General features: G+C 73.0%; 28 protein-coding genes. 9 read left to right on the plus strand and 19 right to left on the minus strand.

Features of this window, described 5'->3' with window-relative positions:
- Positions 1–9: 9 nt before the first annotated feature.
- The 10 genes from GA0074692_RS07770 to GA0074692_RS07815 all read right to left on the minus strand — a co-directional run bounded on the left by GA0074692_RS07770 (position 10) and on the right by GA0074692_RS07815 (position 8,815).
- Positions 10–1,308: an aminotransferase-like domain-containing protein gene (locus tag GA0074692_RS07770; RefSeq protein WP_245730218.1), complete on the minus strand. Its 1,299-nt coding sequence runs from the start codon at positions 1,306–1,308 to the stop codon at positions 10–12.
- A complete protein-coding gene (locus GA0074692_RS07775) occupies positions 1,305–1,523 on the minus strand; it encodes an MbtH family protein (RefSeq protein ID WP_091640941.1) in 219 nt (72 codons plus the stop codon). Before GA0074692_RS07775 ends, GA0074692_RS07770 begins: the two co-directional genes overlap by 4 nt.
- 145 nt (positions 1,524–1,668) lie before the next feature.
- The gene (locus GA0074692_RS07780) at positions 1,669–2,094 is read right to left on the minus strand and encodes an ATP-binding protein (protein ID WP_091640946.1); all 426 of its coding nucleotides are present in this window, start codon (positions 2,092–2,094) and stop codon (positions 1,669–1,671) included.
- 139 nt (positions 2,095–2,233) lie between these two features.
- Complete coding sequence (locus GA0074692_RS07785) at positions 2,234–3,580, minus strand: coiled-coil domain-containing protein (protein WP_091640949.1); 1,347 nt, start codon at positions 3,578–3,580, stop codon at positions 2,234–2,236.
- A gap of 170 nt (positions 3,581–3,750) precedes the next feature.
- Positions 3,751–4,356, minus strand: coding sequence for a DUF4291 domain-containing protein (locus tag GA0074692_RS07790; RefSeq protein ID WP_091640952.1), 606 nt, complete (start codon positions 4,354–4,356; stop codon positions 3,751–3,753).
- Positions 4,357–4,467: 111 nt separating this feature from the next.
- Positions 4,468–5,004 (minus strand): winged helix-turn-helix transcriptional regulator, encoded by a 537-nt coding sequence (locus GA0074692_RS07795; protein WP_091640956.1) that lies wholly within the window; start codon positions 5,002–5,004, stop codon positions 4,468–4,470.
- A gap of 186 nt (positions 5,005–5,190) precedes the next feature.
- The gene (locus tag GA0074692_RS07800) at positions 5,191–6,213 is read right to left on the minus strand and encodes a pyridoxal-phosphate dependent enzyme (protein ID WP_091640960.1); all 1,023 of its coding nucleotides are present in this window, start codon (positions 6,211–6,213) and stop codon (positions 5,191–5,193) included.
- 15 nt (positions 6,214–6,228) lie between these two features.
- Complete coding sequence (locus tag GA0074692_RS07805; protein WP_218106591.1) at positions 6,229–7,221, minus strand: GHMP family kinase ATP-binding protein; 993 nt, start codon at positions 7,219–7,221, stop codon at positions 6,229–6,231.
- The gene (locus tag GA0074692_RS07810; RefSeq protein WP_091640964.1) at positions 7,218–8,084 is read right to left on the minus strand and encodes a Rossmann-like domain-containing protein; all 867 of its coding nucleotides are present in this window, start codon (positions 8,082–8,084) and stop codon (positions 7,218–7,220) included. The genes GA0074692_RS07805 and GA0074692_RS07810 overlap by 4 nt, the downstream gene beginning before the upstream one ends.
- Positions 8,081–8,815, minus strand: coding sequence for a class I SAM-dependent methyltransferase (locus tag GA0074692_RS07815; RefSeq protein ID WP_091640968.1), 735 nt, complete (start codon positions 8,813–8,815; stop codon positions 8,081–8,083). Before GA0074692_RS07815 ends, GA0074692_RS07810 begins: the two co-directional genes overlap by 4 nt.
- 273 nt (positions 8,816–9,088) lie before the next feature.
- Between GA0074692_RS07815 and GA0074692_RS07820 the strand changes: the two genes are divergently transcribed.
- From GA0074692_RS07820 to GA0074692_RS07840, 5 genes are all read left to right on the plus strand, one after another.
- Complete coding sequence (locus GA0074692_RS07820) at positions 9,089–10,324, plus strand: MFS transporter (protein WP_245730219.1); 1,236 nt, start codon at positions 9,089–9,091, stop codon at positions 10,322–10,324.
- Positions 10,325–10,362: 38 nt separating this feature from the next.
- Positions 10,363–11,382 carry a FecCD family ABC transporter permease gene (locus GA0074692_RS07825; RefSeq protein ID WP_245730220.1) on the plus strand — a complete coding sequence of 340 codons (1,020 nt, stop codon included), beginning with the start codon at positions 10,363–10,365 and terminating at the stop codon, positions 11,380–11,382.
- Between the two features lie 3 nt (positions 11,383–11,385).
- Positions 11,386–12,207 carry an ABC transporter ATP-binding protein gene (locus tag GA0074692_RS07830; RefSeq protein WP_091640973.1) on the plus strand — a complete coding sequence of 274 codons (822 nt, stop codon included), beginning with the start codon at positions 11,386–11,388 and terminating at the stop codon, positions 12,205–12,207.
- A complete protein-coding gene (locus GA0074692_RS07835) occupies positions 12,204–13,208 on the plus strand; it encodes an ABC transporter substrate-binding protein (RefSeq protein WP_091640977.1) in 1,005 nt (334 codons plus the stop codon). The genes GA0074692_RS07830 and GA0074692_RS07835 overlap by 4 nt, the downstream gene beginning before the upstream one ends.
- 218 nt (positions 13,209–13,426) lie before the next feature.
- Complete coding sequence (locus GA0074692_RS07840) at positions 13,427–14,452, plus strand: methyltransferase (RefSeq protein WP_176738351.1); 1,026 nt, start codon at positions 13,427–13,429, stop codon at positions 14,450–14,452.
- A gap of 79 nt (positions 14,453–14,531) precedes the next feature.
- Here GA0074692_RS07840 and GA0074692_RS07845 read toward each other — a convergent pair whose 3' ends face one another.
- The gene (locus tag GA0074692_RS07845; protein ID WP_141725194.1) at positions 14,532–15,494 is read right to left on the minus strand and encodes a methylenetetrahydrofolate reductase; all 963 of its coding nucleotides are present in this window, start codon (positions 15,492–15,494) and stop codon (positions 14,532–14,534) included.
- Between the two features lie 112 nt (positions 15,495–15,606).
- Between GA0074692_RS07845 and GA0074692_RS07850 the strand changes: the two genes are divergently transcribed.
- Positions 15,607–16,149 carry an RNA 2'-phosphotransferase gene (locus tag GA0074692_RS07850; RefSeq protein ID WP_091640983.1) on the plus strand — a complete coding sequence of 181 codons (543 nt, stop codon included), beginning with the start codon at positions 15,607–15,609 and terminating at the stop codon, positions 16,147–16,149.
- Positions 16,150–16,266: 117 nt separating this feature from the next.
- On the opposite strand, the gene GA0074692_RS07855 is transcribed toward GA0074692_RS07850, so the two are convergent.
- From GA0074692_RS07855 to GA0074692_RS07865, 3 genes are all read right to left on the minus strand, one after another.
- Positions 16,267–16,869 (minus strand): nitroreductase family protein, encoded by a 603-nt coding sequence (locus GA0074692_RS07855; protein ID WP_091640988.1) that lies wholly within the window; start codon positions 16,867–16,869, stop codon positions 16,267–16,269.
- Between the two features lie 42 nt (positions 16,870–16,911).
- On the minus strand, positions 16,912–17,676 hold the full coding sequence (locus GA0074692_RS07860) for a pirin family protein (protein WP_091640992.1): 765 nt from the start codon (positions 17,674–17,676) through the stop codon (positions 16,912–16,914).
- An 85-nt stretch (positions 17,677–17,761) separates the two neighbouring features.
- Positions 17,762–18,355 (minus strand): YceI family protein, encoded by a 594-nt coding sequence (locus GA0074692_RS07865; protein WP_245730221.1) that lies wholly within the window; start codon positions 18,353–18,355, stop codon positions 17,762–17,764.
- 78 nt (positions 18,356–18,433) lie between these two features.
- Between GA0074692_RS07865 and GA0074692_RS07870 the strand changes: the two genes are divergently transcribed.
- Complete coding sequence (locus GA0074692_RS07870) at positions 18,434–18,895, plus strand: MarR family winged helix-turn-helix transcriptional regulator (RefSeq protein WP_091640998.1); 462 nt, start codon at positions 18,434–18,436, stop codon at positions 18,893–18,895.
- Positions 18,896–18,954: 59 nt separating this feature from the next.
- On the plus strand, positions 18,955–19,830 hold the full coding sequence (locus GA0074692_RS07875; protein WP_091641001.1) for a hypothetical protein: 876 nt from the start codon (positions 18,955–18,957) through the stop codon (positions 19,828–19,830).
- Between the two features lie 12 nt (positions 19,831–19,842).
- On the opposite strand, the gene recD2 is transcribed toward GA0074692_RS07875, so the two are convergent.
- From recD2 to GA0074692_RS07900, 5 genes are all read right to left on the minus strand, one after another.
- Entirely contained in the window at positions 19,843–22,074 is a 2,232-nt protein-coding gene (gene recD2, locus GA0074692_RS07880) for an SF1B family DNA helicase RecD2 (RefSeq protein WP_091641004.1), read from the minus strand.
- Between the two features lie 64 nt (positions 22,075–22,138).
- Positions 22,139–22,561 carry a DUF6234 family protein gene (locus GA0074692_RS07885; RefSeq protein ID WP_091641009.1) on the minus strand — a complete coding sequence of 141 codons (423 nt, stop codon included), beginning with the start codon at positions 22,559–22,561 and terminating at the stop codon, positions 22,139–22,141.
- A 49-nt stretch (positions 22,562–22,610) separates the two neighbouring features.
- Positions 22,611–23,495 (minus strand): ABC transporter substrate-binding protein, encoded by an 885-nt coding sequence (locus tag GA0074692_RS07890; RefSeq protein ID WP_091641013.1) that lies wholly within the window; start codon positions 23,493–23,495, stop codon positions 22,611–22,613.
- 78 nt (positions 23,496–23,573) lie between these two features.
- Positions 23,574–24,536 carry a sensor histidine kinase gene (locus GA0074692_RS07895; RefSeq protein WP_091641017.1) on the minus strand — a complete coding sequence of 321 codons (963 nt, stop codon included), beginning with the start codon at positions 24,534–24,536 and terminating at the stop codon, positions 23,574–23,576.
- Positions 24,533–25,363, minus strand: a complete 831-nt coding sequence (locus tag GA0074692_RS07900; protein WP_245730222.1) for an MEDS domain-containing protein — start codon at positions 25,361–25,363, stop codon at positions 24,533–24,535. The genes GA0074692_RS07895 and GA0074692_RS07900 overlap by 4 nt, the downstream gene beginning before the upstream one ends.
- 143 nt (positions 25,364–25,506) lie before the next feature.
- Here GA0074692_RS07900 and GA0074692_RS07905 point away from each other — a divergent pair, with 143 nt between their 5' ends.
- Positions 25,507–26,937 (plus strand): M28 family metallopeptidase, encoded by a 1,431-nt coding sequence (locus GA0074692_RS07905; RefSeq protein ID WP_091641024.1) that lies wholly within the window; start codon positions 25,507–25,509, stop codon positions 26,935–26,937.
- Positions 26,938–26,987: the final 50 nt, after the last annotated feature.

Raw genomic sequence — 26,987 nt, forward strand, 5'->3', positions numbered from 1 at the left:
CGCCGAAGGTCAGGACCGGACGAAACCGGCGAGCCGCCGCAGACCTTCCTCGATCTCCGCGGGGCTCAGGTGGCTGAAGGACAGCCGGATCTGCCGGCGCGGCCGACCGTCGCCGTGGAAGTGGTGGATCGGGGTCCACAACACCCCGTGCTCCCGCGCGGACCGTTCCAGGGCGTCGTCACCGGCCTCGAAGGGCACGTTCAGCAGCAGGAAGAACCCGCCGTCCGGGGTGTTCCAGGTGACCTCCGGCTGGCTGCCGGCCGGGAAGTGGGCGGCCAGACCCTCGAGGAGCTGCCGCAGGTTGCGCTGGTAGACGTCGATCTCCCGCTTGTTGGCGGCACGCATGCTGAACCCGTTCTCCAGCAGCTTCCCGCCGATCACCGCCTGCCCGATCGGGGACGTGTTGACCGTCAGCATGCTCTTGAGCCGGGCGAGCTGGTCGGCCAGCGACTCGCGGCGTCCGGCCAGCTCGACCCGCTGGTCCGCGACGACGTACCCGACCCGCGCGCCGGGGAAGCCGGACTTGGCGAACGAGCCCACGTACACCACCCGGCGCGAGCGGTCCAGCGCCTTCAGCGTCGGCGGGCTCTCCCGATCCGGCCCGAAGATGCCGTACGGGTTGTCCTCGATCAGGAGGATGTCCTCGTCCTCGGCGGTACGCAGCAGCAGGTCCCGGGTGGCCCGGCTGAGACTGTGGCCGGTCGGGTTGGCGAAGTCGGTGTTCAGGTACAGCGCGCGCGGCCGCTGTCCGGCGGCCCGGGCCCGGCGCAGCGTGTCCGCCAGGTCGGTCAGGTCGACGCCCGCCGGCCCGCCGCGCACCGGCAGCACCGGCAGGTCGCACAGCTCGGCGGCGCCGGTGAAGCCGACGTACCCGGGCTGGACGGCCAGCACCACGTCGTCGGCCGTCGCGCGCAGGGCCCGCAGCACCAGGTAGAGGCCCTCCTGCGCGCCGACGGTCACGACGATTGACTCCGGGTCGACCTCGATGCCCTCGTCGACCGAGAGGCATTTGGCGATCAGCCCGTGGATGATGCCCTTGGTGCGGCCGTACTGGAGCAGGTCCTGGCAGACCAGGCTCTCGTCCTGGTTGTACTCGCGCAGCAGGTGCTCGGTGTACGTGTCGAGGTACCGCCGGATCAGGTCGACGCTGAAGAAACCCTCGTGCGGCCGTCCGGCGGCGAACGAGACGGCCTCGGGGAAGCGCAGCGCGATCTCGTTGAGGAAGTTCATGGCGTCGGCCTGCGGTGAGCCGAGGAACGAGAAGAGTTCGCTGCCGCGCAGGTCGACGTCGGTGACCTCCGGGGTCACCGGGGCTGGCCCGTCCGCATCGCCTCGACCAGGCTGCGGGGCCGCATGTCGACCCAGTTCGCCTCGACGTAGGCCAGGCACTCGGCACGGGGCGAGTCGGGCAGGCGCACCGTCCACCCGGCGGGCACTTCCGCGAACGCCGGCCAGAGGCTGTGCTGACCCTCGTCGTTCACCAGGACCTTGAACTGGGCGTTCTCGTCATCGAAGGGGTTCACCGGAGAGCGCTCCTCGTGTCGTCCGACCCGTGTGCAGCCGCCTCCGCGAGGCGGTGTCGCACAAGACTGACGGTCGTCCCTCACCGGGCGCTTCCCGCATTCTTACCGTCACGGTTCGTGCCGCTCCCCGTCCCGGTCGACGGGGTCAACGGTCGAACGATGCCCAGATGTGCTTGGAGTCGTCGGTGGCGTACCAGCCGACGTCCAACGACAGCGCGAGCGCGAGCTGGAGGCCCCGGCCACCGGAGCCGGTCGGCTGGAAGTGGGTCAGCTCCGGGAGCGTGCTCAGGTCGTGGTCGGCCACGTCGAGGTAGAAGTAGTCGTCCGACGCCGACAGGGTGACGATCGTCGGCGGTAGCCCGTGTCGCAGCGCGTTGGTGGCCAGTTCGGTGGCGACCAGCACCACCAGCTCGGGCACCTCGTCCAGCCGTTCCCCGTCGACCAGGTCGTGACCGGTCAGCGCCTCGTGCAGCGACGCCCGGAGCGCGCGCAGGTCCTGCGGGCGCCTCAGCAGCCAGCACCGTAGCTCGACGGCCTGAGGCGGTGGTGGCGACGTCCGCAACGTTCCCATGCCCCGGGTTTACCCAACCCGGCGGCGACCGAAGCGGATCACGGCCGGCGGGTTGCCGGGATCCGGCGAACACCGGCGTGACCAGGCGGTCCGCCGGGTGCGGTGGCAGCGGGTCGACGGGCCACCGCACCCGGTGCGGTCACGCGTCCGCGCCGACCTTCCCACCGGCCGGCTCGGCGGCCTCCGACGTGCCGTTCGCGGCAGCCGGCCGGGGCGCCACCTGGGGGTACTCGCTGGTCGGTGCACCGCCGGCCGCCGCCGCCATCACCGCCGCCGCGGCCAGGTCGGCCACCCGCTTCGCCTCGCGCTGCACCCGGGCCCGGACGTCCTTGGCGTGCCGCTCGGCGGACTCGGCCGCCCGCCGGACCTCGTCCAGCCGGCTCAGCTCACCGGCGAGGTCCTGGCGGGTCTCGGTGAGTCGCTGCTGGAGCTGGGTCATCTCCCGCTCCACGCCGGCCGCCTCCTGCCGCGACTGCGCCAGGTGCTGCTGGGCGGCGTCCAACTCGCTCTGGAGCTGGACCAGGGCCTGCCGACGCTCGCGGACCTCCTGCTGCGCCGCGGTGAGCTGCTGCTGGTGGATGGTGGCCTGCTCGTCGGCGTGCTGGTGGAGCTTGGTCGCGTACTGCTGGGCCTCGTTGACCAGCGTGGCGATCTTCTGCTCGGCCGTGGTCCGCTGGCGGGTCAGCTCCTGCTCGGCCGCCGTGCGGTGCTCGGTGAGTTCCTGCTCGGCGGCCGCGCGCCGCTCCTCGATCTCCCGTTCCACCGCGGCCTGCCACTGGCCGAGTTCCTGCTGCGCCTGGGTGCGGGCCGCGTGCACCTCCTGCTGGATCTGGGTACGGGCGGCCTCCAGCAGCGCCTCGGCCTCGGCCCGGGTCCGCTCGACCTGCTGCGCGGTGTGCTCGTTGATCCGCTGCGCCTCGTGCTGGGCGCGTTCGTGCGCGGCCTCGCCCTCCGAGCGCAACCGCTGCGCCAGTTCACGGATTTCGGCGAGTTGGGCCTCGGCGGCGCCCCGCAGCTCCTCGTGGGCCTTCTCCTGCTCGGCCTGCCGGGTGGACAGCTCCTCCTCGAGGTCGTGCAGCCGTCGGGTCGCCTGCTCCTGGGCCTCGGCGAGCACCCGCTCCGCCTCGGCCTCCAGGCCGGACACCCGCTGGGTGGCCGCCTCGTTGATCGCCTCGGCCTGCTTCTCGGCCAGCGCCAGGATCTGGTCGACCATCGGGCCCAGGTCGCGGAAGGAGGCACGGTCCACCTGCGCCGGCCGCTGGCGCAACTCGACCAGCTCGGTCTGCACCTGCTGGAGCTGCGTGGCCAGGGAGTGGAGCTGGTGGGACGCCTGGTTCCGTGTGGCTGTCAGCGTCGCGATCTCGGCGTCGACCTGTTCGACGTACCGGTCCACCTGTCGCTTGTCGTAGCCGCGCAGCGCGAGTTCGAAACTCGGCCGCGAGGTCGAGACCTCGCGTGGTGCGAACGGATCCTGACCGTGAGACATACGCCACCCTCCGTACGATCGCGGGCCTCACGCCGGTGGATGTTTCCACGGCGCGATGCGGCGCAAGGCTACCGCCGGCTGGTCAGGGGTCGGCACGGAGCCCCGTCCTGTCGGCCGCGGGGCCGCCGTGACGGTCGCCGGAGGGGGCCGGAGCCAGCGCATGACCCGGCTCAGCTCTCCGTCGACGCTCCGATGTGTACGGCCACGTCCGGCGGCAGCGGGTACGGGCGCTCGTCCGGCAGCAGCGCCCACGCTCCCGCGCGGTCGTTTCCGGTCAGCCGGGCCCGGACGGCGTGGGCGGTGGGGGTGACGTCGCGGATGTCCACGATCCAGTCGTCGACGTACCGGTCGACCGCCTCGCCGGAGAGTCCGACCTGGAGCGAGCGGTGCGGCAACGGCCGCAGGTCCAGGTCGCGTTCCGGGTCCCACTGCACCCGGACTGGGCTGCGCCGCAGCTCCCGGGACCAGGCCGCGCGGTCGGCGTACCGGTCGGCGTCGTGGTGGCTCAGGCAGGAGTTCGCCAACGCCCACTCGAACCCGGTCCGCCTGATCTCGATGGCGAGCACGCACTCCTGGTCCGGCTTGCCGCCCCAGCCGCAGCGGTACATCATCCACCGGAAGGACGGCTTGATCCAGGTCATCCGCTCGCGCCTGAACGGTGCGACGAACCGGCCGTGGCGCAGCGCCGGCCCGGCGATCGCCGGGGCGTACGCCTGGTAGACGGTGATCGTGTCCGTGCCGTACTCGGCCCGGATCTCGCGGAACGGACGCTCCATAACGTCGATCATGGCCGACCGCGCCGGCCCGGAGCGACCGGTTTACCCGGGCCCCGCCGGTCCCGCCGCCCGGCCCAGCGAAGTCCGGGCAGAACGGCCGAGGCCCGAGGGTCAGCGGGCGGCCGCGTGGGTCCGCCCCACGTTCGCGGGTCTCCGCAGTGGGGGTCCGGCCGGGCGCTGCTCCGGTGGCCGGGCAGCGAGGGGACGAGGGGAGGGGCGGCTGCTCACCTCGGTCGGGGCCAGTGGCCGGCCGCAGTCGGTGCAGATCACTGTTGCCCGGGCCGAGCCGCCGCACTCCCGGTGTTCGACGAGCCGGGACGGGTCGGCGGGGTCGGCCAGGTGTCGCTCGCCCCACTGCGTCACGGCCAGTACCACCGGGAGCAGTTCCCGTCCCCGATCGGTGAGGTGGTACTCGTGCCGCACCGGTCGGTCCTGATAGGGCGTCCGGTCGAGCACCCCGGTGCCCACCAGCGTGTTCAACCTGTCCGTCAGGATGTTGCGGGCGATCCCCAGGTTGCGGAGAAACCCGTCGAAGCGGGTGACGCCCAGCAACGCGTCCCGGACGATGAGCAGGGTCCACCGGTCACCGACGATGTCGAGGGCGCGGGCGAGTGAACATGCCTGGACCGAACTGAGGCGGTAGTGCATACATCGATTCTAGACACTACAACGTTAGAAATCGATCCTCATCGAACGTTCGGATGGGTGTCCTCGCGGCTGGAGTCGTGGTCTTCCGTGCGGTTCGCACCCGGCTGGTGCTCACCGCCTCGCGGAGGTGGGCACCAGCCGGGGCGGTCGGCGGCGGGATCACCGCCGGTCGGGGGAGATGGCCGGTCACCGGCCGGCGGGGTGCCGGGCCGAGGTCGGGGCGGGGCGACCCGCCCAGTCCATCCGTGACCAGGGGAGGGTCAGGTCGTCCTGGCTGTCGACCTGGCGGGGAGCCAGGTCCGCGACCGCCGGCACCTCGTCGGGCCGGGTGAAGACCGCCTCCACGTACCGGTGGCCGGTGTCGGCGGCGACGAAGAGGACGGTTCGCCGGGGACACAGTCGACGTTCCCAGAGCGCGGCGAGGTAGGCCGCCCCGGTGGAGAGGCCGGCGAAGACGGCGTGCCGGCGCAGCAGTTCGACACTGCCCGCGCGGGCAGCCTCGAACCCGATCCAGTGGACGGTGTCGTACGACTCGTGGGCGACGTTGTCGAACGGGATCGAGCTGCCGATGCCGGCGATGATCATGGTCGGGTCCGCCACGTGCGCGGCGCCGAAGGTCAGGCTGCCGAACGGTTGCAGCCCCACCAGCCCGACCCCGGGGGAGTGCTGTCGCAGGTAGTGGGCGAGCCCAGCGGTGGAGGCGCCCGAGCCGACACCGCCGACCAGCACCAGCTCCCGGGTGTCCACCTCCCGGCGGATCCGGTCGGCGACCGCCGCGTACCCCAGGTAGTGGATCCGGTCGTGGTACTGCCGCATCCAGTGGTACTCCGGGTGCGCGGCGAGGATCTCGCGGATCCGGGCCACCCGTCGGGCCTGGTCGAGTTCGAGACTGTCGCCGGGGGCCACCTGCTCGAGCCGGGCCCCGAGCACGGCGAGTTGCGCGCGCAGCACCCGGTCGACGGTGGTCGAGCCGACGATGTGGCAGCGCAGGCCGTACCGGTGGCAGGCCAGCGCGAGCGCGTACGCGTAGATGCCGCTGGAGCTGTCCACCAGGGTGTCACCCGGGCGGACGACCCCCCGGTCGAGCAGGGTTCGCACGGCGGTCAGCGCGGAGACGATCTTCATCGTCTCGAACCGGAGACAGACGAGTCCGTCGTCGGCCCGGACCAGGTCCGGTGTGCCCATGGCGTCGGCGATGTGGTCGTACACGTCCGCTGCTCCGTTCTAGATCTCGAAGGCCCGGCGTACCGGCACGCCACGCGCCGCGAGGCGTCCGGTGGCCCGGCGCAGCCGGTTGGGCAGGTCGGGTGTGGCCGGGTCGAAGAGCAGCCCGGCCACGTTGCCGGTGTGCGCGACCTGGACACCGACCGCGCCGACCTGTGCCGCGACCTGTTCCAGGACGTCCAGTTCCGGTTTGGGCAGCAGGAGCTGGTTACGGCGGGCGCTCTCGGTGCTGACCTGACCGAGCAGCCGGACGTCGGCGGTGGCGACCGCCTGCCGTACCGCGGCCCGCAGCTCCTCGTACGCCGGCACGTGTCGGGCGGACGGCGTGGGCAGGGCCAGGGTGTCCACCGGCTGGCCCGCGCCGGTGGTGCAGGAGAGGACCACGACGGCGGGCAGCGGGTGGCCGAAGTCCTCCAGCACCCGGGCCTCCCGGGAGGCGAACAGCGTCGCGGTGTGCTCCAGCATCAGCGGGTCGGACGCCCGCTCGGCCCGTACCGCGATCCGGGCCACCGTCGCCGGAGCCAGCCGTACGCCGAAGCTCGCCGCGACCGCGCGTACCGCGGCGATGACGTCGCTGGTGGACGAGCCCATCCCGATCCCGACGGGCACCCGTCCGTGCAGCCAGAGCCGCCCGCCGCAGGGGAGTTCCCCGGTCTGGCGGGCGCACTCGGCCACGGTCAGGGCGGCGGCCCGTCGGGCCTTGTCCCGGTCGGCGGGGTGCACCGACAGGTGGTCGGCGGGGATCCCCGGCCGGCGGGCGAACGTGGCGGTGGTGCCCGTGTCGGGCACGGGGAGGGTGACCAGCCCCCGGCACGGGCGCCCGTCGCCGTCGAGGAAGACACCCTGGAGGATCTCGCCGTGGTGGCACGGCGCGTGCCCGACCCCGACCGGTCCGTCGACCTCCGCCGGCCCGTCGCCCCACGTCGTCGTGGGTCGCTCCGGGCCGTCCGGTCGCCAGCCGGGGCCGGGCACCGTGACGACCGGTTCGGTCACGACGGGCCGCCGGCGTCGGGACGGACCGTCACGTACGGCGGCCGGTCGGCGCGGTACCGGTACAGCACCGTCGGGTCCGCGCTGAACTGCGAGAACGGGAAGGGCTCGGCGGAGAGCGCGGTCACCCCGGAACCAAGGAACGCCCGCGCCACCGCGCTGCCGGTCTGCGCGTAGACGACCAGCGGCAGGGCGGCCTCCCGGCAGTGCCGCAGGATCCCGTCGAACGAGCCGTTGCCCAGGGTCATCCCGGTGGCCACCACCGCGTCGGCGGCGGCGAGCACCTCGGCCGCCGAGTCGCTGACCGGGTCGCCCCACTGAGTGGCACGCAGGTTGAAGTCGCATGGCAGGCAGACCCCACCCTGTTCCCGGATGGCGGCCACCAGCGGGTTCACCACCCCGATCAGCGCGACCTTCGCGCCGGGCGGGACGTCCAGCAGCCCGGCCACGGCCGCGTCGCGCGCCCGGGCGCGGACCTCCGGCGGGCCGGCGGGCAACGTCACCCGTTCCACCCCGGGGCAGTCCCGGTGCGGTCGTACCTCGGCCAGGTAGGCGTCGAGCGCGGCGAGGCGCAGCGCGGGCGGGCCGTCGGTGAGCAGTGTCGCCAGCGGTTGCCCGGTGGCGTCCGCGCAGGTCGCCGGGTCGATCTCGGCCGCCTCGACCGCGCAGGCACCGAACGCGCGTCCGGACCGGACCAGGACGTACTGGTTGCGATACGTGGTGCTGCTCCCGGCCAGTCGGGTGCCGTGATGCAGCCAGAAGACACTGGTCGCCACGGTGGTGGCCGGGTCGGGACCGAGCCGGCCGGCGAGCACGTCGGCGAGCAGGCCGGACACGTCCGACCAGCGGGCCGGCGGCGCGTTCACGCGTCCGCCCCGGGCCGGATCCGGAACAGGTACGTGAGCACCCCGTCGTGCCAGTCGTGCACGTGGTCCACCGTCGGGGTCAGGCCGGCGTCGCGGGCGTGGCCGACGATCGCCGCCAGGTCGGCGGTGTTGGAGGCGACGACGAACACCTCGCCGTCGGGCGCCAGCACCCGCCGGTCGACGAGTTGGCGGAAGAAGGCGGCCAGCAGCGGCGCGCCCACGCAGACGTTGCGCACGACGTCGGGGTCGTCGCTGACGACCTGGCTGACCGCGGGCGGGTTGAAGGTCACGACGTCGAGTCTGGCCCCTGCCGGGAAATTGTCGAAGAGGTCCGCCACCAGGGGAACGAGGCGACCCTGCGTCCCGGCGGCGAGCTGCCGGTGGTGCCGCTCGGCGGCGGCCACGCTAGCCGGGTGCACGTCGATCGCGTAGATCTCGGCGGCCCCGGCGTGCGCGGCGGCGACGGCCTCGACGCCCAGCCCGACGCCCATCGCACCGTACCGGCGGCCGGCCACCGGAATCCGGCCGTCGAGGAGTCGTTCGTGGACCATTCGGCTCGTGCCGCCCGGCAGGAACACCCCGGGCGGTACCTCGAACGTCCAGCCGTTCCACTCGTACCGACGGTGGGTGTGCAGGTCGGCCCGGGGCTGGTTGAGAGCCACGATCCGCGCGGCCGGCAGCGGCGGCGGAAGGTCGTCCAGGAGGGACGTACGGGGCGTCATGGGGTCCATGTGGCTCCTTCGGGCAAGGTCGACCGGCAACCTGGTGTCACCGTTCGGGTACGTCGGGCCATGTTAGGAACGATTGTCATTAGCGTCAACAACCCGGTGGACGCTTCCGCGACACGTTGAACCGATTACGGTTATGACAACCGTTGTCATGTACGCTCCTGTCGGTCGCCGTCCCGATCACCCCGCCGGATACGTCCCGGCGAGCGGTGGGGGAGGACGACCCCTGCCCGTGGACGTCCGGTCGGCGGGTGCGACGACGAAGGAGCGACGGCCGTGACCACAGTCCAGGTGTCCCCCGACCCGATGCCGGCCCGCGCGCCGGCGGTCCTACGGGATCCGGGGTTCCTGCGCCTGTGGACCGGGACCACCGCCTCCGGACTGGCCACCTGGGCGCTGCCGTTCGTGCTCGGCCTGGCCGTGCTCGACCGACGGCTCTCCGCCGCCGGTCTCGGACTGGTGCTGGCGACCCGGACCCTCGGGTTCCTCGCCGCGGTGCCCATCGGCGGCGTGCTGGCCGACCGCCTCTCCCGCCGCCGGGTGGTGCTCGGGGCGGGGCTGGCGGCGGCGGTGGCGAGCCCGGTGCTCGCCGTCGGGCTGGGCCGCTCCACCGTGCTGATGGCGCTGGCCGCCGCCGTGGCGGGAGCGGGGCAGGGGGCCTGCCGTCCGGCCTTCCAGGCGCTCACCGCCGAGGTGGTGGACGCCGACCGGCGGCAGCGCGCCAACGCCGCCATCACCCTGGCGGTACGGGGCACCACGCTGGTCGCCCCCGCCTCGGTGGCCCTGCTCGCCACCGTCGCCGACCTCACGGTGCTGCTGCTCGGCATCGGACTGCTCTGGCTGCTGGCCGCGCTCGTCCCGCCCCCGGGGCGAGGGACGGTGGTGGCTGCCGGTCCCCGGGCCGGGTTCGTCGCCGAGTTTGCCGACGGGCTGCGGGAGGCCCGCCGGCACCCCTGGTTCCTCGCCGGCCTCGCCGCGCTGACCGCCGTCATCGCCACCGGCTACTCCGCCACGGGCGTCGTCCTGCCCCTGGTCAGTCGGGACCGGTACGGCACCCAGGCGGTGCTGGCGGCGGTGCTTACCGGGTACACCGTGGGCGCCCTGCTCGGGGCGCTGCTCGTGGCCCGGTGGCAGCCCGCCGCCCGGGGCTGGGCCGCGCTGGCCGGGCTGGGCTGCTACGGCTTCGCTCCGGTGGCCCTGCTGCTGGACGTCCCGGCGGCGGTGGTGGTCGGCGCCTACGTCCTGGCCGGGATCGGCATCGAGGTGTTCAACGTCCCGTGGTTCACCGCGATCCAGCGGGAGGTACGCCCGGACCGGCTGGCCCGGGTGTCCTCCCTGGACTTCCTGCTCTCCTACGGCCTCGCCCCGGTCGGCCTGGCGCTGATCGCACCGGCGGTCGACGCCGTCGGCGCACCGGTCGTCCTCAGCGTCTGTGCCGTCGTCTGCGTCACCGCGCCGGCACTGGCCGCCCTGGCCTCCGGTGCCCGTGACTTCTCCCGGCCCGCCCGGTGACCGGGCTGGCCACGCCCGCGCGTCCCGGGAGCACGCCGGTGCTGCTGGTCGGCCTGCTCCTGGCCGCCCTGACCGGCTCCGTCGTGGTGGTGATCGGCCTCGGCGCGGCGGTGGTGCCGCCCGTCGACACCGCCCGGTATCTCTGGGCCGGGCTGACCGGCGGCACGATCAGCCCGGACGAGGTCACCCGATACCAGATCATCTGGCAGATCCGGACGCCCCGGGTCCTCCTCGCCGCCCTCGTCGGCGCCGGGTTGGGCGCGGTCGGCGTTGCGGTCCAGGCCGTGGTCCGCAACGCGCTCGCCGACCCGTACGTGCTCGGTGTCTCCTCCGGCGCGTCGGTCGGCGCGGTCGCGGTCACCGTGACCGGTGGGCTCGCCGTGGCGGGCGGCTACGCCGCCTCGACCGGGGCATTCCTCGGCGCGCTCGTCGCCGCGGCGCTGGTCTTCCTCGCCGCGCGGTCGCGTGCCGGGCTGACGCCGTTGCGGCTGGTGCTGACCGGCGTGGCGCTGTCCTTCGCCTTCCAGTCGGTGCTGGCGGTGATCGTCTACTTCGCCCCGGACGGCGAGGCCACCGCCACCCTGCTCTTCTGGTCGATGGGTGGCTTCGGGGCGGCCACCTGGGGGGTGCTGCCGCCGGTCGCGGTCGCGGTGCTCGTCGGGACAGTGCTGCTGCACCGGCACGGCCGGACCCTCGACGTGCTGGCCTTCGGTGACGAGGCCGCCGCCAGCATCGGCGTCGACAGCCGCCGCGTCCGCGTCACCCTGTTCGTGCTCACCGCGCTGGTCACCGGCGCGGTGGTCGCGGTCAGCGGGGCGATCGCCTTCGTCGGGCTGGTCCTGCCGCACCTGGTCCGGATCCTGGTCGGCGCGACCCACCACCGGGTCCTGGCGGTCACCCCGTTGGTCGGGGCGGTGTTCATGGTCTGGGTCGACCTGCTCTCCCGGACCGTGGTCGCGCCCCGGGAACTTCCGCTGGGGGTGATCACCGCGCTGGTCGGGGTGCCCGTCTTCCTCGTCCTGATGCGCCGTCGTGGCTACCTGTTCGGCGGGCGGTGAGCCGTGGACCTGCACCTGGACGCCGTCAGCGTCGTCCTCGACGGCCACCTGCTGGTCCGCGACCTGTCGTTGCACCTGCGGCGGGGGGAGACCGTGGGCCTTGTCGGGCCGAACGGGTCCGGCAAGTCCACCGCGTTGCGCTGCGTCTACCGGGCGCTGCGCCCCACCCGGGGCGTGGTCCGCGTGGGCGGGGTGGACCTGCGCTCCCTCCCGCTGCGGCACCGCGCCCGCTCGGTCGCCGCGCTCACCCAGGACGGCGGCGCCGACCTGGACTTCACCGTCGCCGAGGTGGTGGCCCTCGGCCGGACCCCGTACCTGCGCGGCAACGCGCCGCTCAGCCGGCGGGAACGCGACCTGTGCCGCGACGCGATGGTCCGGCTCGGCGTCGACCACCTGGCCGACCGGGGCCTGCTGAGCCTCTCCGGAGGCGAGCGGCAGCGCGTTCTGGTGGCCCGCGCGCTCGTCCAGGAACCCGAGATCCTCGTGCTCGACGAGCCGACCAACCACCTCGACCTGCGCCACCAGATCGAACTGCTCGCGCTGCTGCGGGAGACCGACCTGACCGTGCTGGTCGTGCTGCACGACCTGAACCTCGCCGCCGCCACCTGCGACCGACTCGGCGTGCTCGCCGACGGGGTCCTCGTCGCCGTCGGCACCCCGGCGGAGGTGCTCACCCCGGAACTGGTCCGACAGGTCTTCGGGGTGTCCGCCACCGTCGTGACCCACCCGCTGACCGGCGACCCGCAACTCCTCTATGCCCTGACCGCGCCGGACGGCTGGAACCCACCCGTGCGACCCCGTACCGAACTGGAGACCCGACCATGACGACATTCCCACCCGGACGCCGTACCGGCACGACCCGGACCCTCGCCGCCGGCCTGGCCGCCGCGCTCCTCCTGACCGCCTGCGGCGCCGAGGTCGCCGACACCGCCGGGACGCGGTCGGTGACCGTGCCCCGCTGCGGCGAGCAGGTCACCTACACCACCCCGCGCCGGGTGGTCGCCTACGAGGGCGGCAGCGCCGACAAGCTGTTCGCCCTCGGCCTGACCGCACACGTCCACGGGTACGTCATGCCGCCGGCCAACCCGCCGGTGACCGGCTCGCCCTGGGCCGCCGAGTACGCCAGGGTGCGCTTCCTCAGCGACGATCTGCTCAACAAGGAACTGGTGGTGGCCGAGCGGGCCGACCTCGTGGTGGCCGGCTGGAACTCCGGCTTCAGCGACAAGCGGGGAATCACCCCGGAGATCCTCGACGGCCTGGGCATCCAGAGTTTCCTGCACACCGAGTCCTGCTTCAACTATCCCGGCTTCCCGGAGCGGGTCACCCCGTTCGAGGGGCTCTACACCGACCTGGACCGGCTCGGCCGGATCTTCGGCGTCGAGGAGCGCGCCGCCGACCTGGTCCGTGGCTACCGGCAGCGGGTCGAGGCGGTTCGGGCACAGGCTCCCGCCGAACGGCTGCCGGTCTTCCTCTACGACTCCGGCACCGACCAGCCGTTCACCGCCGCCCGACAGGTCCCGCCGACGGACATCATCTCCCTCGCTGGTGGCCGGAACATCTTCGCCGACCTGGACGCCCGCTGGACCCAGGTGAGTTGGGAGGCCGTGGTGCGTGGCCGGCCCGAAGTGATCATCGTCCTCGACTACGGCGACAAGCCGGCCCGGGAGAAGATCGCCTTCCTGAAGTCGTTCCCCGCCACGAGGAACCTGCCCGCCGTGCGCGAGGACCGGTTCTTCGTCCTCGACTACAACGAGGGGATCAGCAGTCCCCGTAACATCGACGGGCTGGAGAAGTTCGCCGCCTACCTGCGCGGTCTGCCGCGCTGACGAGTGCGGGGTGGCGAGGGCGGGATGCGCTGACCAGTACGGGGGATGCGCTGACCAGTACGGGGGATGCGCCGACCAGTACCGGGGGGAATGTGCGCAATGGGCCGTTTGGCTGGTTACTTCGTCCATGCGTGACGGCTAGCGTACGGTTCGTGGCTAAGAAAGCATCTGCTCCCCCTATGGTGTTGGTTGACGCGGTGCGAGCTATCAGTGCCGCTTTGAGTGGTACGTCCCGCAGGCTCGCCCCGCCCCCGGCGAGTCTGCTCGAGGCGGCGTCGGGCTTCTGGCGTACCCACGCGATCGGCGCGGTCGCCCGGCTCGGCGTGGCCGACCACCTCGCCGACGGCCCCCGGGACGTGGCGTCGCTCGCCGCCGCCACCGGCACCGACGAGGACAGCCTCTTCCGGGTGCTGCGGGCGCTGGCCGCCGACGGCATCTTCCGGCGTACCGGCGCGCGGACGTTCGCGTTGAACGCGATCACCGAGCCTCTGCGCGGCGACCACCCCCAGTCGGTCCGCCACACGCTGATCCAGATGAGCTCGGACTGGAACCAGCGGATCTGGGCGGACATGACCACCACGGTCACCGAGGGGCGGCCCGCGTTCCCCCGGCAGTACGGCGGCTACCTGTGGGACTACTTCGTCGACCACCCCGACGACGGCGAGGACTTCCACCGCTCGATGCGCGAGCTGAGCCGGCTCGACATGCCGCTGATCCTGGCCGCGCACGACTTCGGCCGGTACGAGCGGATCGCCGACGTCGGGGGCGGCTCGGGGCAACTGCTGGCTGGGGTCCTGACCGCCAACCCGCACGTACGCGGGGTCCTGTACGACCTGCCGGCCGCCACCGCCGACGCGCCGGCCGTGCTCGGCGCGGCCGGCGTCGCCGACCGGGTCGAGGTGATCAACGGCAGCTTCTTCGACCACGTCCCGCCCGGCTGCGACGGGTATCTGATGCGCAACATCGTGCACGGGCTCACCGACGAGCAGGCCGGTCCCGTCTTCGACCGGCTGCGGCCGGCGTTCACCCCGCGTACCCGGCTGGTGGTGCTGGACTGCCTGGTGCCGGAGAAACCGGGTGGCAACCACCCGGGCTTCCTCGACCTCCAGATGATGGTCGGCAGCGGTGGCCGGGAACGCAGCGCGTCCGAGATGGCGGCGCTGTTCGCCGCGAACGGGTTCCAGCTGGTCGAGGTCCAGCGCACCGCCAGTCCCACGGCGATCTTCGTCGGCCGCCTCGCCTGAGCACCCGCGTTCGGTCCCGCGCCGGCACCGCCCTGCCCGGCCGGGCAGCCGCGTCCCCTGGCCGCAGCCCGGCCAGGGGTCAGGCGGACGGTCGGCCGAGCAGGTCGCGGACCCGGGAGGCCAGGGCCACCGACGCGTCGATCTCCACCTTGCGGATCGACACGCTCTCCACGTTGAAGCCGTACGGCATCCCGAGCCGCCGGCAGAAGGCGATCAGCTCGCGGGCGGTGACCAGACACTGCTCGTACGACTCGGCGAGCGGGTCGTCAGCGTGCCGCAGGGCGTTCTCCAGCCAACGCGGGACGCGTACACCGAGCCACTGGAGGAAGGTCAGTGTCTTCAGCGAGCCGCAGACCGAGAGGGTGAACACCACCGGTCGTGGCTCGAGCCCCCGCTCCCGGCAGGCGTAGTGGTAGTCGGAGACCATGCTCTTGGCCGCGTCGAGGTCGTAGACGACCTGGGAGACGAAGAACGCGCACCCCTGTTCCTGCTTGGCCAGCATCCGTAGGTGCTCGTCGAGCCCACGGGTGTGCCGCTCGGGGATGGCGACGCCGCCGACGGCCAGCTCGGGCCGGATCTCGCGGCGCAGTGCGTGCGCCCCGGGCACGGTGGTCCGCACCTGCTTGCTGCTGGAGGAGGCACCCACGAAGACCGCACCGACCCGGTCCGGGTCCACCGCCGCCAACCATCCGCGCAGCTCCGGCTCGGCGTACTTGCCCACGCACCGGTAGACGATCGTCGGGCGACGCCACCCGCTCAGGTGCTCGCCGTGGAACACCGCCGGGTCCATCGTCGGCAGGTACGGGAAGGGCCGTTCGTCCGGGTTGCGGTCGCTCTCGTCGTCGATGTCGTAGAGCACCAGCGCGTCCACGGCCAGCGGGTCGAGCCGGGCCAGGGTCAGCCGGGCGATGTCGTCGGCCTGCTCGGCGGTGACGCTGGCCCGGGGCGGGGTGATCCCGAACAGCAGCAGGCCGCGCGACGCGCTCGCGAGCACGTCCTGGAGCGAGGCTGCGCCGTCCGGCAATTCCGGGTGACCCGACATGGGCGCCAGAGTAGTCACCCGGGCGCTGCCGCCCGCTCGTCGGAGCGCGCGGGTCCGCGTGCCGGGACACGGCCGCGCGACGGTGTCGGTCGGGTCGGTCAGAATGCCGCCTATGGATCAGCGAGGCATGGTGCGGGTGAGCAAGCGGATGTCGTTGGCGCTGCGGCACGAGCCCGGTCGGTTCGGGCTCGTACCGGACCGGGCCGGGTGGGTGCCGGTCGACGACCTGCTGGCCGGGCTGGGCATCGACCGGGCGACGTTGGACACCGTGGTCGCCGGCAACGACAAGCAGCGGTTCGCCGTCGAGCGTGGTAGCGACGGCGTCGAGCGGATCCGCGCCAGCCAGGGGCACTCGATCCCGGTCGAGCTGGACCTGGTGCCGTGCGTCCCCCCGGACCAGCTCTACCACGGCACGAGCCGGTCCGTGCTGGCGTCCATCGAGGCCACCGGACTGCACCGGGGCAGCCGACACCACGTACACCTCTCGGTGGACGTGCCGACCGCCCGCCGGGTGGGCGCGCGGCGGGGCGGTGAGGTCGTGGTCCTCACCGTGGACGCCGCCGCCATGGCCCGGGACGGGCACCTCTTCTACTGCAGCGCCAACGGTGTCTGGCTGGTCGACGCGGTGCCGCCCGGCTACCTGGCCGGACCGTAGCCGTTCGGGGCTGGAACGTAGCCCGTGTCCGCGGCCCGAAACGCCCCAGGCCAGCTGCGGTGACAGCGAGCCTGGGGCGTGGGTGGGCGACTCAGCCCGGGATGTGGGTGGAGCCGCTCAGGCGGACGCCGGGAGGGCGTCGCGGGTCGGGGACAGCAACATCGCGTCCAGCGGCTGCCGGACCCGAGGGGCCTGCTCCCGGGCGGCCAGCGGGGCCGGCAGCCGGTCCGCCGCGTCCACCCGGCCCACGGCGACCACCACCACCGGTTGCAGGCCCGCGTCGAGGCCGAAGGCCGCCCGGGCCGCCTCGGCGTCGAAGCCGCCCATCTGGTGGGTGACCAGGCCGTGCGACTGCGCCTGGACGACCAGGTGCGCCACAGCCTGACCGGTGTCGTAGAGCGCGAACCGCCGTGACTGCCCGGTCTCGTCGACCGTCTGGGCGGTCACCAGCAGCAGCGCGCTGGCCGCCTCCGCCCACACCTGGTTGCCCGGGTTGAGCGTCTCGCGCAACCGCGTGAAGCTCTCCTCGCCGCGCCGGGTGACCAGGAAACGCCACGGCTGGCTGTTGTTGGCCGACGGCGCCCAGCGGGCCGCCTCCAGCAGCGGGCGCAGCGCCGCGTCGTCGAGGTCGTGGGTGGGGTCGAAGCTGCGCGGGCTCCACCGCTGGGCCAGCAGCGGGTGTAGCGGGGCCGAGGTGTCGGCCGTCCGGGCGTGGGTCATGGCGTTTCTCGTTCCTTGCGATCGGGAGGAGGGTCCGGGGGATCAGACGGCGATGGTCGCGTGCATCTCCCAGACGAGGATCTCGGCGGGTTCGGTCGCGGTGACCCGTTGCCCGCCGGTGGCGGTGAAGCGTACGGCGTCACCGGTGCCCAGCGCCCCGGAGCCCTCCAGCTCCACCGCGCCCTTGGCCACGAAGAGGTGGAGGAAGGGCGCCTCGGGCAGTTGCACACTCTTGCCCGGCTCGAGCCGGGCCGCGTACAGGCCGGCGTGGCGGTTGCGGATGCGGATGGCCGCCTCCCCGTCGTGCTTGTCCATGCCGGAGGCGACCGGCACCAGCCCGCCGCCGAGCAGTTCGGCGTCGATCTCGAGCTGCTCGTAGCCCGGCGTCACGCCGGCCTCGTCGGGGACCACCCACATCTGGACGAAGTGCACCGGCTCGGTGTGCCGCTCGCCCTGGAGGCGCCAGGAGTCGTTCTTCTCCGAGTGCAGGATGCCGCGGCCGGCGGTCATCCGCTGGGCCAGCCCCGGGTAGATCACCCCGGAGTGGCCGGTGGAGTCCTGGTGCACCAGGGAACCCCGCAGCACCCAGGTGACGATCTCCATGTCCCGGTGCGGGTGGGTGTCGAAGCCGGTGCCCGGGGTGACGATGTCGTCGTTGTTGACCAGGAGCAGCCCGTGGTGGATGTTCGCCGGGTCGCGGTGGTGGCCGAAGGAGAACGAGTGCTTCGAGTCCAGCCAGCCGGCCTCGGTGGTGAACCGGTCGGCGGCCCGGCGGATGTCGACGCGGGGGGTCAGCAGGGTGCTCATGGGAGGTTTCCTCTCCAGTCCGAGGGTGGTCGGTGGGGGAGCGCGGAGCGCCGTCGCGGGTGGTGGCGGCGCCCCTGCGCGGGGTTCAGGACTGCTTGATCGCGGAGACCTCGAACTCCAGGACGATCTTGTCGCTGACCAGGACGCCGCCGGTCTCCAGGGCGGCGTTCCAGGTCACCCCGTAGTCGCTGCGGCTGATGGTCACCGAGCCCTCGAAGCCGAGCCGCAGGTTGCCGAACGGGTCGGTGGCCGCGCCCTCGTACGTGAAGGGGACGGTCACCGGGCGGGTGACGCCCCGGACGGTGAGGTCGCCGGTCAGGTCGAAGGTGTCCGCGCCGGTCTGCCGGGACGCGGTGGAGACGAAGGTGATCTCCGGGTAGGTCTCCATGGCGAGGAAGTCGTTGCTGCGCAGGTGCTCGTCGCGCTGCGCGTTGCGGGTGTCGATGCTGGCCGCCTGGATGGTGACGGTCACCGCGGTGGCGCTCGGGTCGTTGCCGTCGAAGACCACGTGGCCCTCGAAGTCGTTGAACGCGCCCCGGACCTTGGTCACCATCGCGTGGCGGGCGACGAAGCCGATCCGGGTGTGGCTCGGGTCGATCGTGTAGGTGCCGGTGAACTGGGCGAGTTCGGTGGTCGGGGCGGTCATGATGTCCTCCAGGAAGCTTTGATGATGTGTCATTTACGTCTGCCTCAACCTACGTGACCTGCCATCCATTCCCTGCATGATGTGTCATCCATCACTGGTAGGGTTGGGTCCATGACCCGATGGCTCGACGACGACGAACAGCGCGCATGGCGGGCCTACCTGCAGATGCAGAACCGGCTCACCGCCCGCCTGGGACGACAGTTGCAGCAGGACTCCGGCCTTTCCCTCGCCGACTACGACGTCCTCGTGGCGCTCACCGAGGCGGCCGAGGGACGGCTGCGCCCGTTCGCGTTGCAGGAGCAGTTGGAGTGGGAGCAGAGCCGGCTGTCCCACCACCTCAGCCGGATGCAGCGGCGGGGCCTGGTCGACCGGGAAGGCTGCCCCGGCGACCGGCGCGGCGCGTTCGTGGTGCTCACCCCCGCCGGCCGGGAGGCCATCGAGGGCGCCGCCCCCGGCCACGTCGCGGCAGTCCGGGAGTTCTTCCTCGACCAGTTCGACCGGGACGGGGTGGCCACCCTGGAACGCCTCGCCACCCAGGTGCTGCGTCGGCTCGACGCCGACGAGCGGAGCTGACCTCGGCAGCGACGTCGCGGACAGCGGTGGGCGCGGCCGTCGTGACAGGATGACGCCCCGTGCGTCCTGAAAAACCTCTTCTGACCGCTGCGGCGACCTGCGCCGCGTTGCATGCCGTGGGCATCCTGGTGGCCGAACCGGTCTGGCGGTACGCCGAGGTGCTGAGCCTCGGCCTGCTCCTCGCCTACGCCGTGGTCAGCGGACTGCCAACCCCCCGCTGGGCGGTGCCGACAGCCCTCACGCTGCTGCTCGTGGACGCGTTCCTGACCTTGCCCGCCGATCCGACCGCCGACCGCTCGGACTGGCAGTTTCTCGCGCCGGGCCCCACCGGCGTCGACACCTGGTCCGGCTTCGCGTCGGGTCTCACCCTCTGCTGGGCACCGTTGACCGCCGTGGCGGTCCTGCTCCTGGCCTGGCGCCACGTCGGCTGGCACCGGCGGACGGCTGCCGTTGCGGCAGTGGTGGCGGCGCTGGTCACCGGGTACGCCATCGTCCGGGTCGTGGACGTCTGGCTCGTCGCCAGGTCGGAATCCCGGCCGTCCGCGTTCGGCGTCGACGCGGCCGACCCGGTGATCGCCGTGCCCCTGGCGGTGCTGCCGCCGTTGGCGCTCGGGCTGAGCGCGCTGGCGCTCGCCACGGTGCTGGCCGGGCACGGCCGGTGGCTCGCCTCGGCCGGCGCGATGGTGCTGGTCCTGGTCGCGCTGCCGCACCTGGACGCGAGCATCGGCGCGGTGCCGCGGCCCCTGTACGCGGGCGAGGCGTTCGTCGAGTTCGCCTGGCAGACCATCCCGCCCAGCCGGTCCATGCCGCAACCCGTTCCGGCGCTCACGGCTGCGGTGGAGCTGACCTCGTACCTGCTGCTCGTCGCGGGCCTGACCGGTTTCCGCCGGCCGGCCCGAACCGTAGCCGCAGAGGCAGCCGGGCCGCAGTCCTGAGGGGTGCGCCGGCTACGCGGTGATCCGGTGGGTGAGCGCGGTGTGCCGGCGGCCGGTGCCCGCCGTCCGTACGGCGATGGCGAGGGCCCGGCGGGAGCCGGCCAGCACGACCAGCTTCCGGGCCCGGGTGACGGCGGTGTAGAGCAGGTTGCGCTGCAACATCATGTACGACCCCATGGTCACCGGCACCACCACGGCCGGGTACTCGCTGCCCTGCGAGCGGTGCACGGTGATGGCGTACGCGTGCTGCAACTCGTCCAGCTCGTGGAAGTCGTACCCGACGTCCTCGTCCTCGTCGGTGCGGACGGTCAGCGTCTGCTCGTCCGGGTCGATCGCGGTGACCATGCCGACGGTGCCGTTGAAGACGCCCGCCGTCCCCTTCTCGTAGTTGTTGCGGATCTGGATGACCTTGTCACCGACCCGGAACACCCGGGACCCGTGCCGACGCTCCGGCGCGCCCTCGCGGTGCGGCGCGAGCGCCTGTTGCAGCAGGGCGTTCAGGTTGCCCGCCCCGGCCGGACCCCGGTGCATCGGGGTGAGCACCTGGATGTCGCGGGGGTGCAGGCCGAAACGGCGGGGAATGCGGCGGGCCACGATGTCCACCACCTGCTCGGCGGTGACCTCCGGCTCGTCGCTGGGAAAGAGGAAGAAGTCCGGGTACCCGTCGAACACCGGCGGCTGGCCCGCGTTGATCCGGTGCGCGTTGACCACCACACCGGACTCCTGTGCCTGCCGGAAGATCCGGGTCAGCCGGACCCGGGGAACGGTCTCCGCGGCCAGGGCGTCCCGCAGCACCTCGCCCGCGCCCACCGAGGGCAACTGGTCGACGTCGCCCACCAGCAGCAGATGCGCTCCCGGCGGCACCGCCTTGACCAGCTTGTTGGCCAGGATCAGGTCGAGCATCGACGCCTCGTCCACCACCACCAGGTCGGCGTCGAGCGGGTTGTCCCGGTCGTGGGCGGCGTCCCCGCCCGGCCGGAGCTGGAGCAGCCGGTGCACGGTCGTCGCCGGCTGCCCGGTCAGCTCGGTCAGCCGTTTCGCGGCGCGCCCGGTGGGCGCGGCCAGCACGATCTTCGCCTGCTTCGCGCCGGCCAGTTCGATGACCGACCGGACGGTGAAGGACTTGCCGCAGCCCGGACCGCCGGTCAGCACGGCCACCTTCGAGGTGAGCGCCAGCCGCACCGCCTGCTCCTGCTCCGGGGCCAGTTCCGCACCGGTGCGCGCCCGTAGCCAGGTCAGGGCCCGGCCCCAGTCCACCCCGGCGAAGGCGGGCATCCGGTCGGCCGGCTCGCGCAGCAGCCGGACCAGGCTCGCCGCGAGCGCCGACTCGGCCCGGTGGAACGGCACCAGGTACACCGCCGGGATGGTGCCGCCGTCGCCGCTCGGGTTCGGCACCGCCTCCCGGACCACGCCCTCCTCCGCCGCGAGGTCGGTCAGGCACTCGCCGACCAGGGACGCCGGGACCCCCAGGATCGCGGCGGCATCGGCGAGCAGGTTGGGCTCCGGGAGGTAGCAGTGCCCGTTGTCGGCGGCCTCGGAGAGGGTGTAGCGGATGCCCGCCTGCACCCGCTGCGGACTGTCGTGCGGGATGCCCACCGCCTGGGCGATGCTGTCGGCCGTCTTGAAGCCGATGCCCCACACGTCGGCGGCGAGCCGGTACGGCTCGTTGCGGACCACCGAGATCGCGTTGTCGCCGTACTCCTTGTAGATGCGCACGGCGTGCGAGGTGGAGACGCCGACGCCCTGGAGGAAGACCATCACCTCCTTGATGGCCTTCTGCTCCTGCCAGGCCGTGCCGATCGCTGCGGTGCGCTTGCGGCCGAGGCCGTGCACCTCGATCAGCCGGCCCGGCTCGTTCTCGATGACGTCGAGGGTCTGCGCGCCGAACGCGGCGACGATCCGGGCGGCCATCTTCGGACCGATCCCCTTGATCAGCCCCGAGCCGAGATAACGCTCGATGCCCTGCACCGTGGCGGGCAGCACGCTGGTGCAGCTGTGCACCTCGAACTGGCGGCCGTACTTCGGGTGCGACCCCCAGCGGCCGACCAGCCGCAGCCGCTCGCCGGGCTGCACCCCGGGCAGGGCCCCGACCACGGTCAGCAGGTCGGCGCCGGAGCGGTCGGTGGCGACCCGGGCGATGGTGTAGCCGGTCTCCTCGTTGGCGTAGGTGATCCGTTCGAGCACCGCCTCCAGGGTCGCGCCGCGCGCGGGGGCGGCGGCCGGGGCGGACGGTACGGCGGTCATCATCGACGATGATGGCAGACCCGACCGACAAACCCGGCCGGTGGGCACGCGTGTCCCGGCGGGGTCAGCCGCCCGGACAGCGGGTGTCGCCGCCGCTGTGCTCCTGACAGCCACCCGGCGCGGACGGGACCGGCGGCGGGGGGACCAGGTCCCGGGCGGCGGCCTCCCCGAACGGCAGTCCGAACGCGCCGAGGAGGAGTGCCAGGGAGAGGTAGACCGCGCCGGTGCGCATCAACCGCCCGGCGAACGCGACGACGGCGATCACGACCGGGCCACCGGCGGCGGTCAGGTAGAGCGACAGCAGCACCCAGCTGCCTCGTCGGCTGGGCTCCGCCGGGTCGGCACCGCCGTTGCCGTGCTGGTCGGCCCAACCCTGTATGCCGATGGCGAAGGTCCAGCCCAGCAGGAGCAGTGCCGCGAGCAGCCAGAGCACGGTCAGCAGCGCCACGGCACCGGCCCGGCGGCGGGTCGAGGGCGACGGCTCCATGCCGGGTAGTACACCCCGACGCGCACCGACGGTGCCTGAGTACGGAAGCTCACGCCACCCGGGCGGTCGTGCCGGCGGGGGCGGGCGGTACGACGTCTGGGTGCAGGACGGCGGCGATCGCCTCGACGCCGTCCACCAGCCGGGGCCCGGGGCGTACCACGAGGGCGTCGGCGTCGACCGCCCAGACCGCCGCACCGGGGAACCGGGACGCGACCTGTTCCGCCTGCCCGGTCGCCCCGGCCAGGTCGAACCCGCACGGCGCGACGAGCACGACCTGTGGTGCGGCGTCGGCCAGCGCCGCCCAGGTGGTCGGTGTCGAACGGGCGCCCGGGTGGGCGGCGACCGGCTCACCCCCGGCGGCGTCGACCAGGTCGGGAATCCAGTGCCCGGCGGCGAACGGCGGGTCGACCCATTCGACCACCGTGACCCGGGGACGCTGCCGTCCGGCGACCGCCGCCGCCACCGCCGCGAGCCGGTCGCGCAGCGCGGCCACCAGGGCGTCCCCCCGGTCGGGTACGCCCGCCTGCCGGCCCACCGCGGAGATCGTGCCGAGGACCTCGTCCAGGGTGTACGGATCCAGCGACAGCACGTCGGCGCGGCAGCCCAGGTGGTCCAGGGCGGCGGTGAGCTGCCCCGCCGGCAGCGCGCAGACGCGGCACAGGTCCTGGGTGAGGACGAGGTCGGGATCCAGCCCGGCGAGCGCGTCGGCGTGCAGGGTGTAGAGGTCCGCCCCGGCCGCCCGCTGCGACCGGACGTACGCGTCGATCTCGCCCGGGCTCATGCCACGGGTGTCCCGGCCGCCCACCACCACGAGCTTGCCGGCCCGGTCGGCCGGTGGCACGTCGCACTCGAAGGTCACGCCGACCAGGTCGTCGCCGAGCCCGAGCGCGTAGACGATGTCCGTGGCCGAGGGAAGCAGGGAAACCAGCCGCATGGGGTGCCATCATGCCCGCTGCCGCCTCGACGCACGACCCGTCCCGGCCGGGCCGGACCCGTGTGGCGGCTCCGGACGTCAGCCGGTGACGTACGGGTTTCCGCCGGTCAGGCGGACCGTGAAACCGTCCGGGCCCTGACGCATCGTCACATGGTTGCAGGACTGGTGGGTGATCCACAGGCCCAGGCCGCCGGTCGCGCCGTTGCCGGCCGGGAGCAGACCGGCGAACGGGTCCTTCGGGCCGTCGCCGCCGTCGTGGACGCTGACCACGATGCGGTCCGGTCCGCTCCAGAGCCGCAGCGCCACCGGCTCACGCCCGTGGCGCAGGGCGTTGGTCACCGTCTCGCTCACCGCCACGACCAGGTCCTCGACGTCGTCCGGCGGTAGGTGGCCGCGGTCGGCGCCGTACACCGCCGCGCGGGCCTGCGCGGGGGTGGGCGCGAACAGCTCGATCATCGGCGGCGTGTGCTGGAGCGGGTCGGGTGACACCGCCCGGGGCTCGGTGAGGTAGAGCAGCGGATCGGTGTATGTCTCGCTCGGCTGGCGCCGGCCGTCGGGCAGCGCGACCCGGGGATGGGTACGCAGCACGTCCGCCAGCACCGGCGCGGGGGTGGCCCGCCGGTCGTAGGCGCACATGCTCCACAACGGGAACTCGTCGTAGGCGTGGTTGATCGCCGACTCGTACCGGGCCCACCAGTCCCAGGTCGCGCCGAAGCCGGCGCCGGGGATCTCGCCGAGGATCCGGATCTGACCGGCCCCGGCGGCGACGTGGTCGGCCAGTAGCTGCCGGTACGACCGGATCGCGGCGGTCGGCCGGGCGTACACGTCGTCGCCGTCGACGAACAGCACCCCCGAATCCGTCGGCAGGGCCGACCGGACCAGCGCCGTGCGACGTTCCCCGAGAGAGACCAGGGTCGGCTCGCCCGCTTCGACCCCGCCGAGCAGGAAGGGCAGCACCACGGCGAGCAGGTCCTCGTCGGAGTCGTAGCAGACGGCCTCGTGGAAGTAGCCGACGTGGTCGGCGGCGGCGCCCGTCCTCACCGGGCCACCTCCACGTTCAGACCGGGCAGGTCGAGCAGTTCCGCGACCCGGGCGGCGGCGGACCGGGAGGCGCGCAGGACGGCCACCGCGCCGTGCGCGCGGGCGTGGTCCCGTAGGTGGATCAGGTTGCGGTGGTCGATGAAGCGCAGGTCGCTCGCCTCCACCACCAGCCGGCCGTCCACCGGACGTGGGTCGGCACGGTCCAGGGCGGCCCGGAACAGCTCGTGGTTCGAGGCGTCCAGCTCGCCGACGAGCGCGGCGCGGCCGTCACCCGGCGACTCGGCGTACAGCCGGAAGAGGACGTCCTCGACGTTGGTCCCCGGGTGCATGCAGGCGAGTTCCGCGACGGCCGCGTCGCCCAGGAGTTGCCGGTCGTACGCGCACATCGCGGACATCGGCCGCACACGCATGTACCGGTCGATGAGGTGTTCGTAGCGGGCGAAGGCGTCCCGTTGGCGCGGGGTGCGCACCAGCGCGGTCGCGTCGGCGGCCACCCGCAGCCCGGTGTGACCGGCGGCCAGGGCGGCCTCCGTCGCGGTCGCGTACGCGTGCACCTGGTCGGTCGGGACGACGACGTGGTCGGGGGCGTAGGCCGAGCCCACCGGGACGATCCGGGCGGCTCCCCGGCGCAGGGCGTCGCGGATCGGGGGCTCCTCCCGCAGTCGGTCGGCGACCGGGTCCGGCTCCACCGTGACGTACCAGATCTGCTCGCCGAGGGCGAGGCCGTCCAGGAGGAAGGCGCGGACCCGGGAGTACAGGGCGGCCCGGTCGTCGTATCGCCAGCACACGTGACGGTACGCCGCCGTCGGCCGCGTCCGGCCGCTCACCCTGGATACCCCATACCGACAGTCTAGGTCGGGTCCGGAGCCGGGCCGTCGCCTGCCGGCCCGGCGAAACCGACCGGAACGCCGATTGCCGATCATATCGACGCCTGTCATTGTTTTGTCACCTTCCCACCCAGGAGGATGTCATGAGAGGCAGAACGCTGACCGCAGCCGTGGCCCTCGCCGTCGCGACCGCGCTGACGGTGACCCCCGTGTCGCCGGCCGCCGCGTCCGCGCCGACGCGGACGGCCACCCCGGCTCCCCTCGCCGCCCCGGACATCGTGGTGGCCAACGTCCAGGCCCACCTGACCCAGTTCCAGACCATCGCCACCCAGAACGGCGGCCACCGTCGGGCCGGGTCCGCCGGCTACACCGCCTCGGTCGCGTACGTCCGGGCCACACTCCAGGCGGCCGGGTACACGGTCACCGAGCAGGTCTGCACCAGCTGCGTGTACCGGTCGAACAACCTGATCGCCGAGTGGCCGGCCGGGCCCGCCGACCAGGTGGTGATTTTCGGCGCCCACCTCGACGGCGTGTCGGCCGGCCCGGGCATCAACGACAACGCCTCCGGCTCGGCGGTCCTGCTGGAGAACGCGCTGGTACTGGCCCAGCAGAACCCGACCATGACCAAGCGGGTCCGGTTCGCCTGGTGGACCGACGAGGAACAGGGTCTCAACGGCTCGGAGTTCTACGTCAACTCGCTCAGCGCCACCCAGCGCGGCTACATCAAGGGCTACTACAACTTCGACATGGTCGGGTCGACCAACGCCGGCTACTTCATCAACCGGATCACCTCGACCACCGCCGCCCCCCTCAAGGCGTACTGGGACTCGCTCGGCCTCCAGCCGGAGGAGAACCGGGAGGGGCAGGGCCGCTCCGACGACTACCCGTTCCAGCAGGTCGGCATTCCCACCTCGGGGTACGCCGCCGGTGCGAGCGCCCGCAAGACCAGCACCCAGGCCGCCAAGTGGGGCGGTACGGCCAGCGCGGCGTTCGACCCCTGCTACCACCGTTCCTGTGACACCACGAGCAACGTCAGCGCGACGGTGGTGAACCGCACCGCCGACGGCATCGCGTACGCCATCTGGCAGCTCGCGGTGGGTGGCGGCACGCCCGGCCCCTGCACCGGAGGAGAGATGGTCGGCAACGGCTCGTTCGAGGCCGGCACCGCGCCGTGGACCGCGCCGGCCGGGGTGATCACCAACTCGCCCCAGCAGCCCGCGCGGACCGGTTCGTACACGGCCTGGCTCAACGGGGACGGCACCACCCGTACCGAGACCCTCACCCAGTCGGTGACCCTGCCGGCCGGCTGCACCAGCTACACCCTCGGCTTCCACCTGCACGTCGACACCGCCGAGACCACCACCTTCCGGGTGTACGACCGGCTCACCGTGCAGCTCGGCGGGGCCACCCTGGCGACGTACTCCAACCTGAACGCCGCCACCGGCTACGTCGCCCGCACCTTCGACGTCGGCGCGTACGCCGGGCAGACGGTGACGCTCACCTTCACCGGCACCGAGGACGCCAGCCTCCAGACCAGTTTCGTCATCGACGACGTGACCCTCCAGGCGAGCTGACCGGGTGGTCTTCCGCTGCCGTCACGCGCGGCGGAAGACCACCGCCCGCC

This window comes from Micromonospora pallida, assembly GCF_900090325.1.
Taxonomy (GTDB): domain Bacteria; phylum Actinomycetota; class Actinomycetes; order Mycobacteriales; family Micromonosporaceae; genus Micromonospora; species Micromonospora pallida.

What these genes read in the sequence shown, in the direction of transcription:
- GA0074692_RS07835 (WP_091640977.1), top strand. Translation starts at nt 12,204, where the DNA reads ATGACGACATTCCCACCCGGACGCCGTACCGGCACGACCCGGACCCTC.
- GA0074692_RS07815 (WP_091640968.1), bottom strand. Translation starts at nt 8,815, where the DNA reads ATGGACCCCATGACGCCCCGTACGTCCCTCCTGGACGACCTTCCGCCG.
- recD2 (WP_091641004.1), bottom strand. Translation starts at nt 22,074, where the DNA reads ATGACCGCCGTACCGTCCGCCCCGGCCGCCGCCCCCGCGCGCGGCGCG.
- GA0074692_RS07785 (WP_091640949.1), bottom strand. Translation starts at nt 3,580, where the DNA reads ATGTCTCACGGTCAGGATCCGTTCGCACCACGCGAGGTCTCGACCTCG.
- GA0074692_RS07885 (WP_091641009.1), bottom strand. Translation starts at nt 22,561, where the DNA reads ATGGAGCCGTCGCCCTCGACCCGCCGCCGGGCCGGTGCCGTGGCGCTG.
- GA0074692_RS07855 (WP_091640988.1), bottom strand. Translation starts at nt 16,869, where the DNA reads ATGACCCACGCCCGGACGGCCGACACCTCGGCCCCGCTACACCCGCTG.
- GA0074692_RS07860 (WP_091640992.1), bottom strand. Translation starts at nt 17,676, where the DNA reads ATGAGCACCCTGCTGACCCCCCGCGTCGACATCCGCCGGGCCGCCGAC.
- GA0074692_RS07795 (WP_091640956.1), bottom strand. Translation starts at nt 5,004, where the DNA reads ATGCACTACCGCCTCAGTTCGGTCCAGGCATGTTCACTCGCCCGCGCC.
- GA0074692_RS07905 (WP_091641024.1), top strand. Translation starts at nt 25,507, where the DNA reads ATGAGAGGCAGAACGCTGACCGCAGCCGTGGCCCTCGCCGTCGCGACC.
- GA0074692_RS07865 (WP_245730221.1), bottom strand. Translation starts at nt 18,355, where the DNA reads ATGACACATCATCAAAGCTTCCTGGAGGACATCATGACCGCCCCGACC.
- GA0074692_RS07850 (WP_091640983.1), top strand. Translation starts at nt 15,607, where the DNA reads ATGGATCAGCGAGGCATGGTGCGGGTGAGCAAGCGGATGTCGTTGGCG.
- GA0074692_RS07845 (WP_141725194.1), bottom strand. Translation starts at nt 15,494, where the DNA reads ATGTCGGGTCACCCGGAATTGCCGGACGGCGCAGCCTCGCTCCAGGAC.
- GA0074692_RS07890 (WP_091641013.1), bottom strand. Translation starts at nt 23,495, where the DNA reads ATGCGGCTGGTTTCCCTGCTTCCCTCGGCCACGGACATCGTCTACGCG.
- GA0074692_RS07780 (WP_091640946.1), bottom strand. Translation starts at nt 2,094, where the DNA reads ATGGGAACGTTGCGGACGTCGCCACCACCGCCTCAGGCCGTCGAGCTA.
- GA0074692_RS07790 (WP_091640952.1), bottom strand. Translation starts at nt 4,356, where the DNA reads ATGGAGCGTCCGTTCCGCGAGATCCGGGCCGAGTACGGCACGGACACG.
- GA0074692_RS07870 (WP_091640998.1), top strand. Translation starts at nt 18,434, where the DNA reads ATGACCCGATGGCTCGACGACGACGAACAGCGCGCATGGCGGGCCTAC.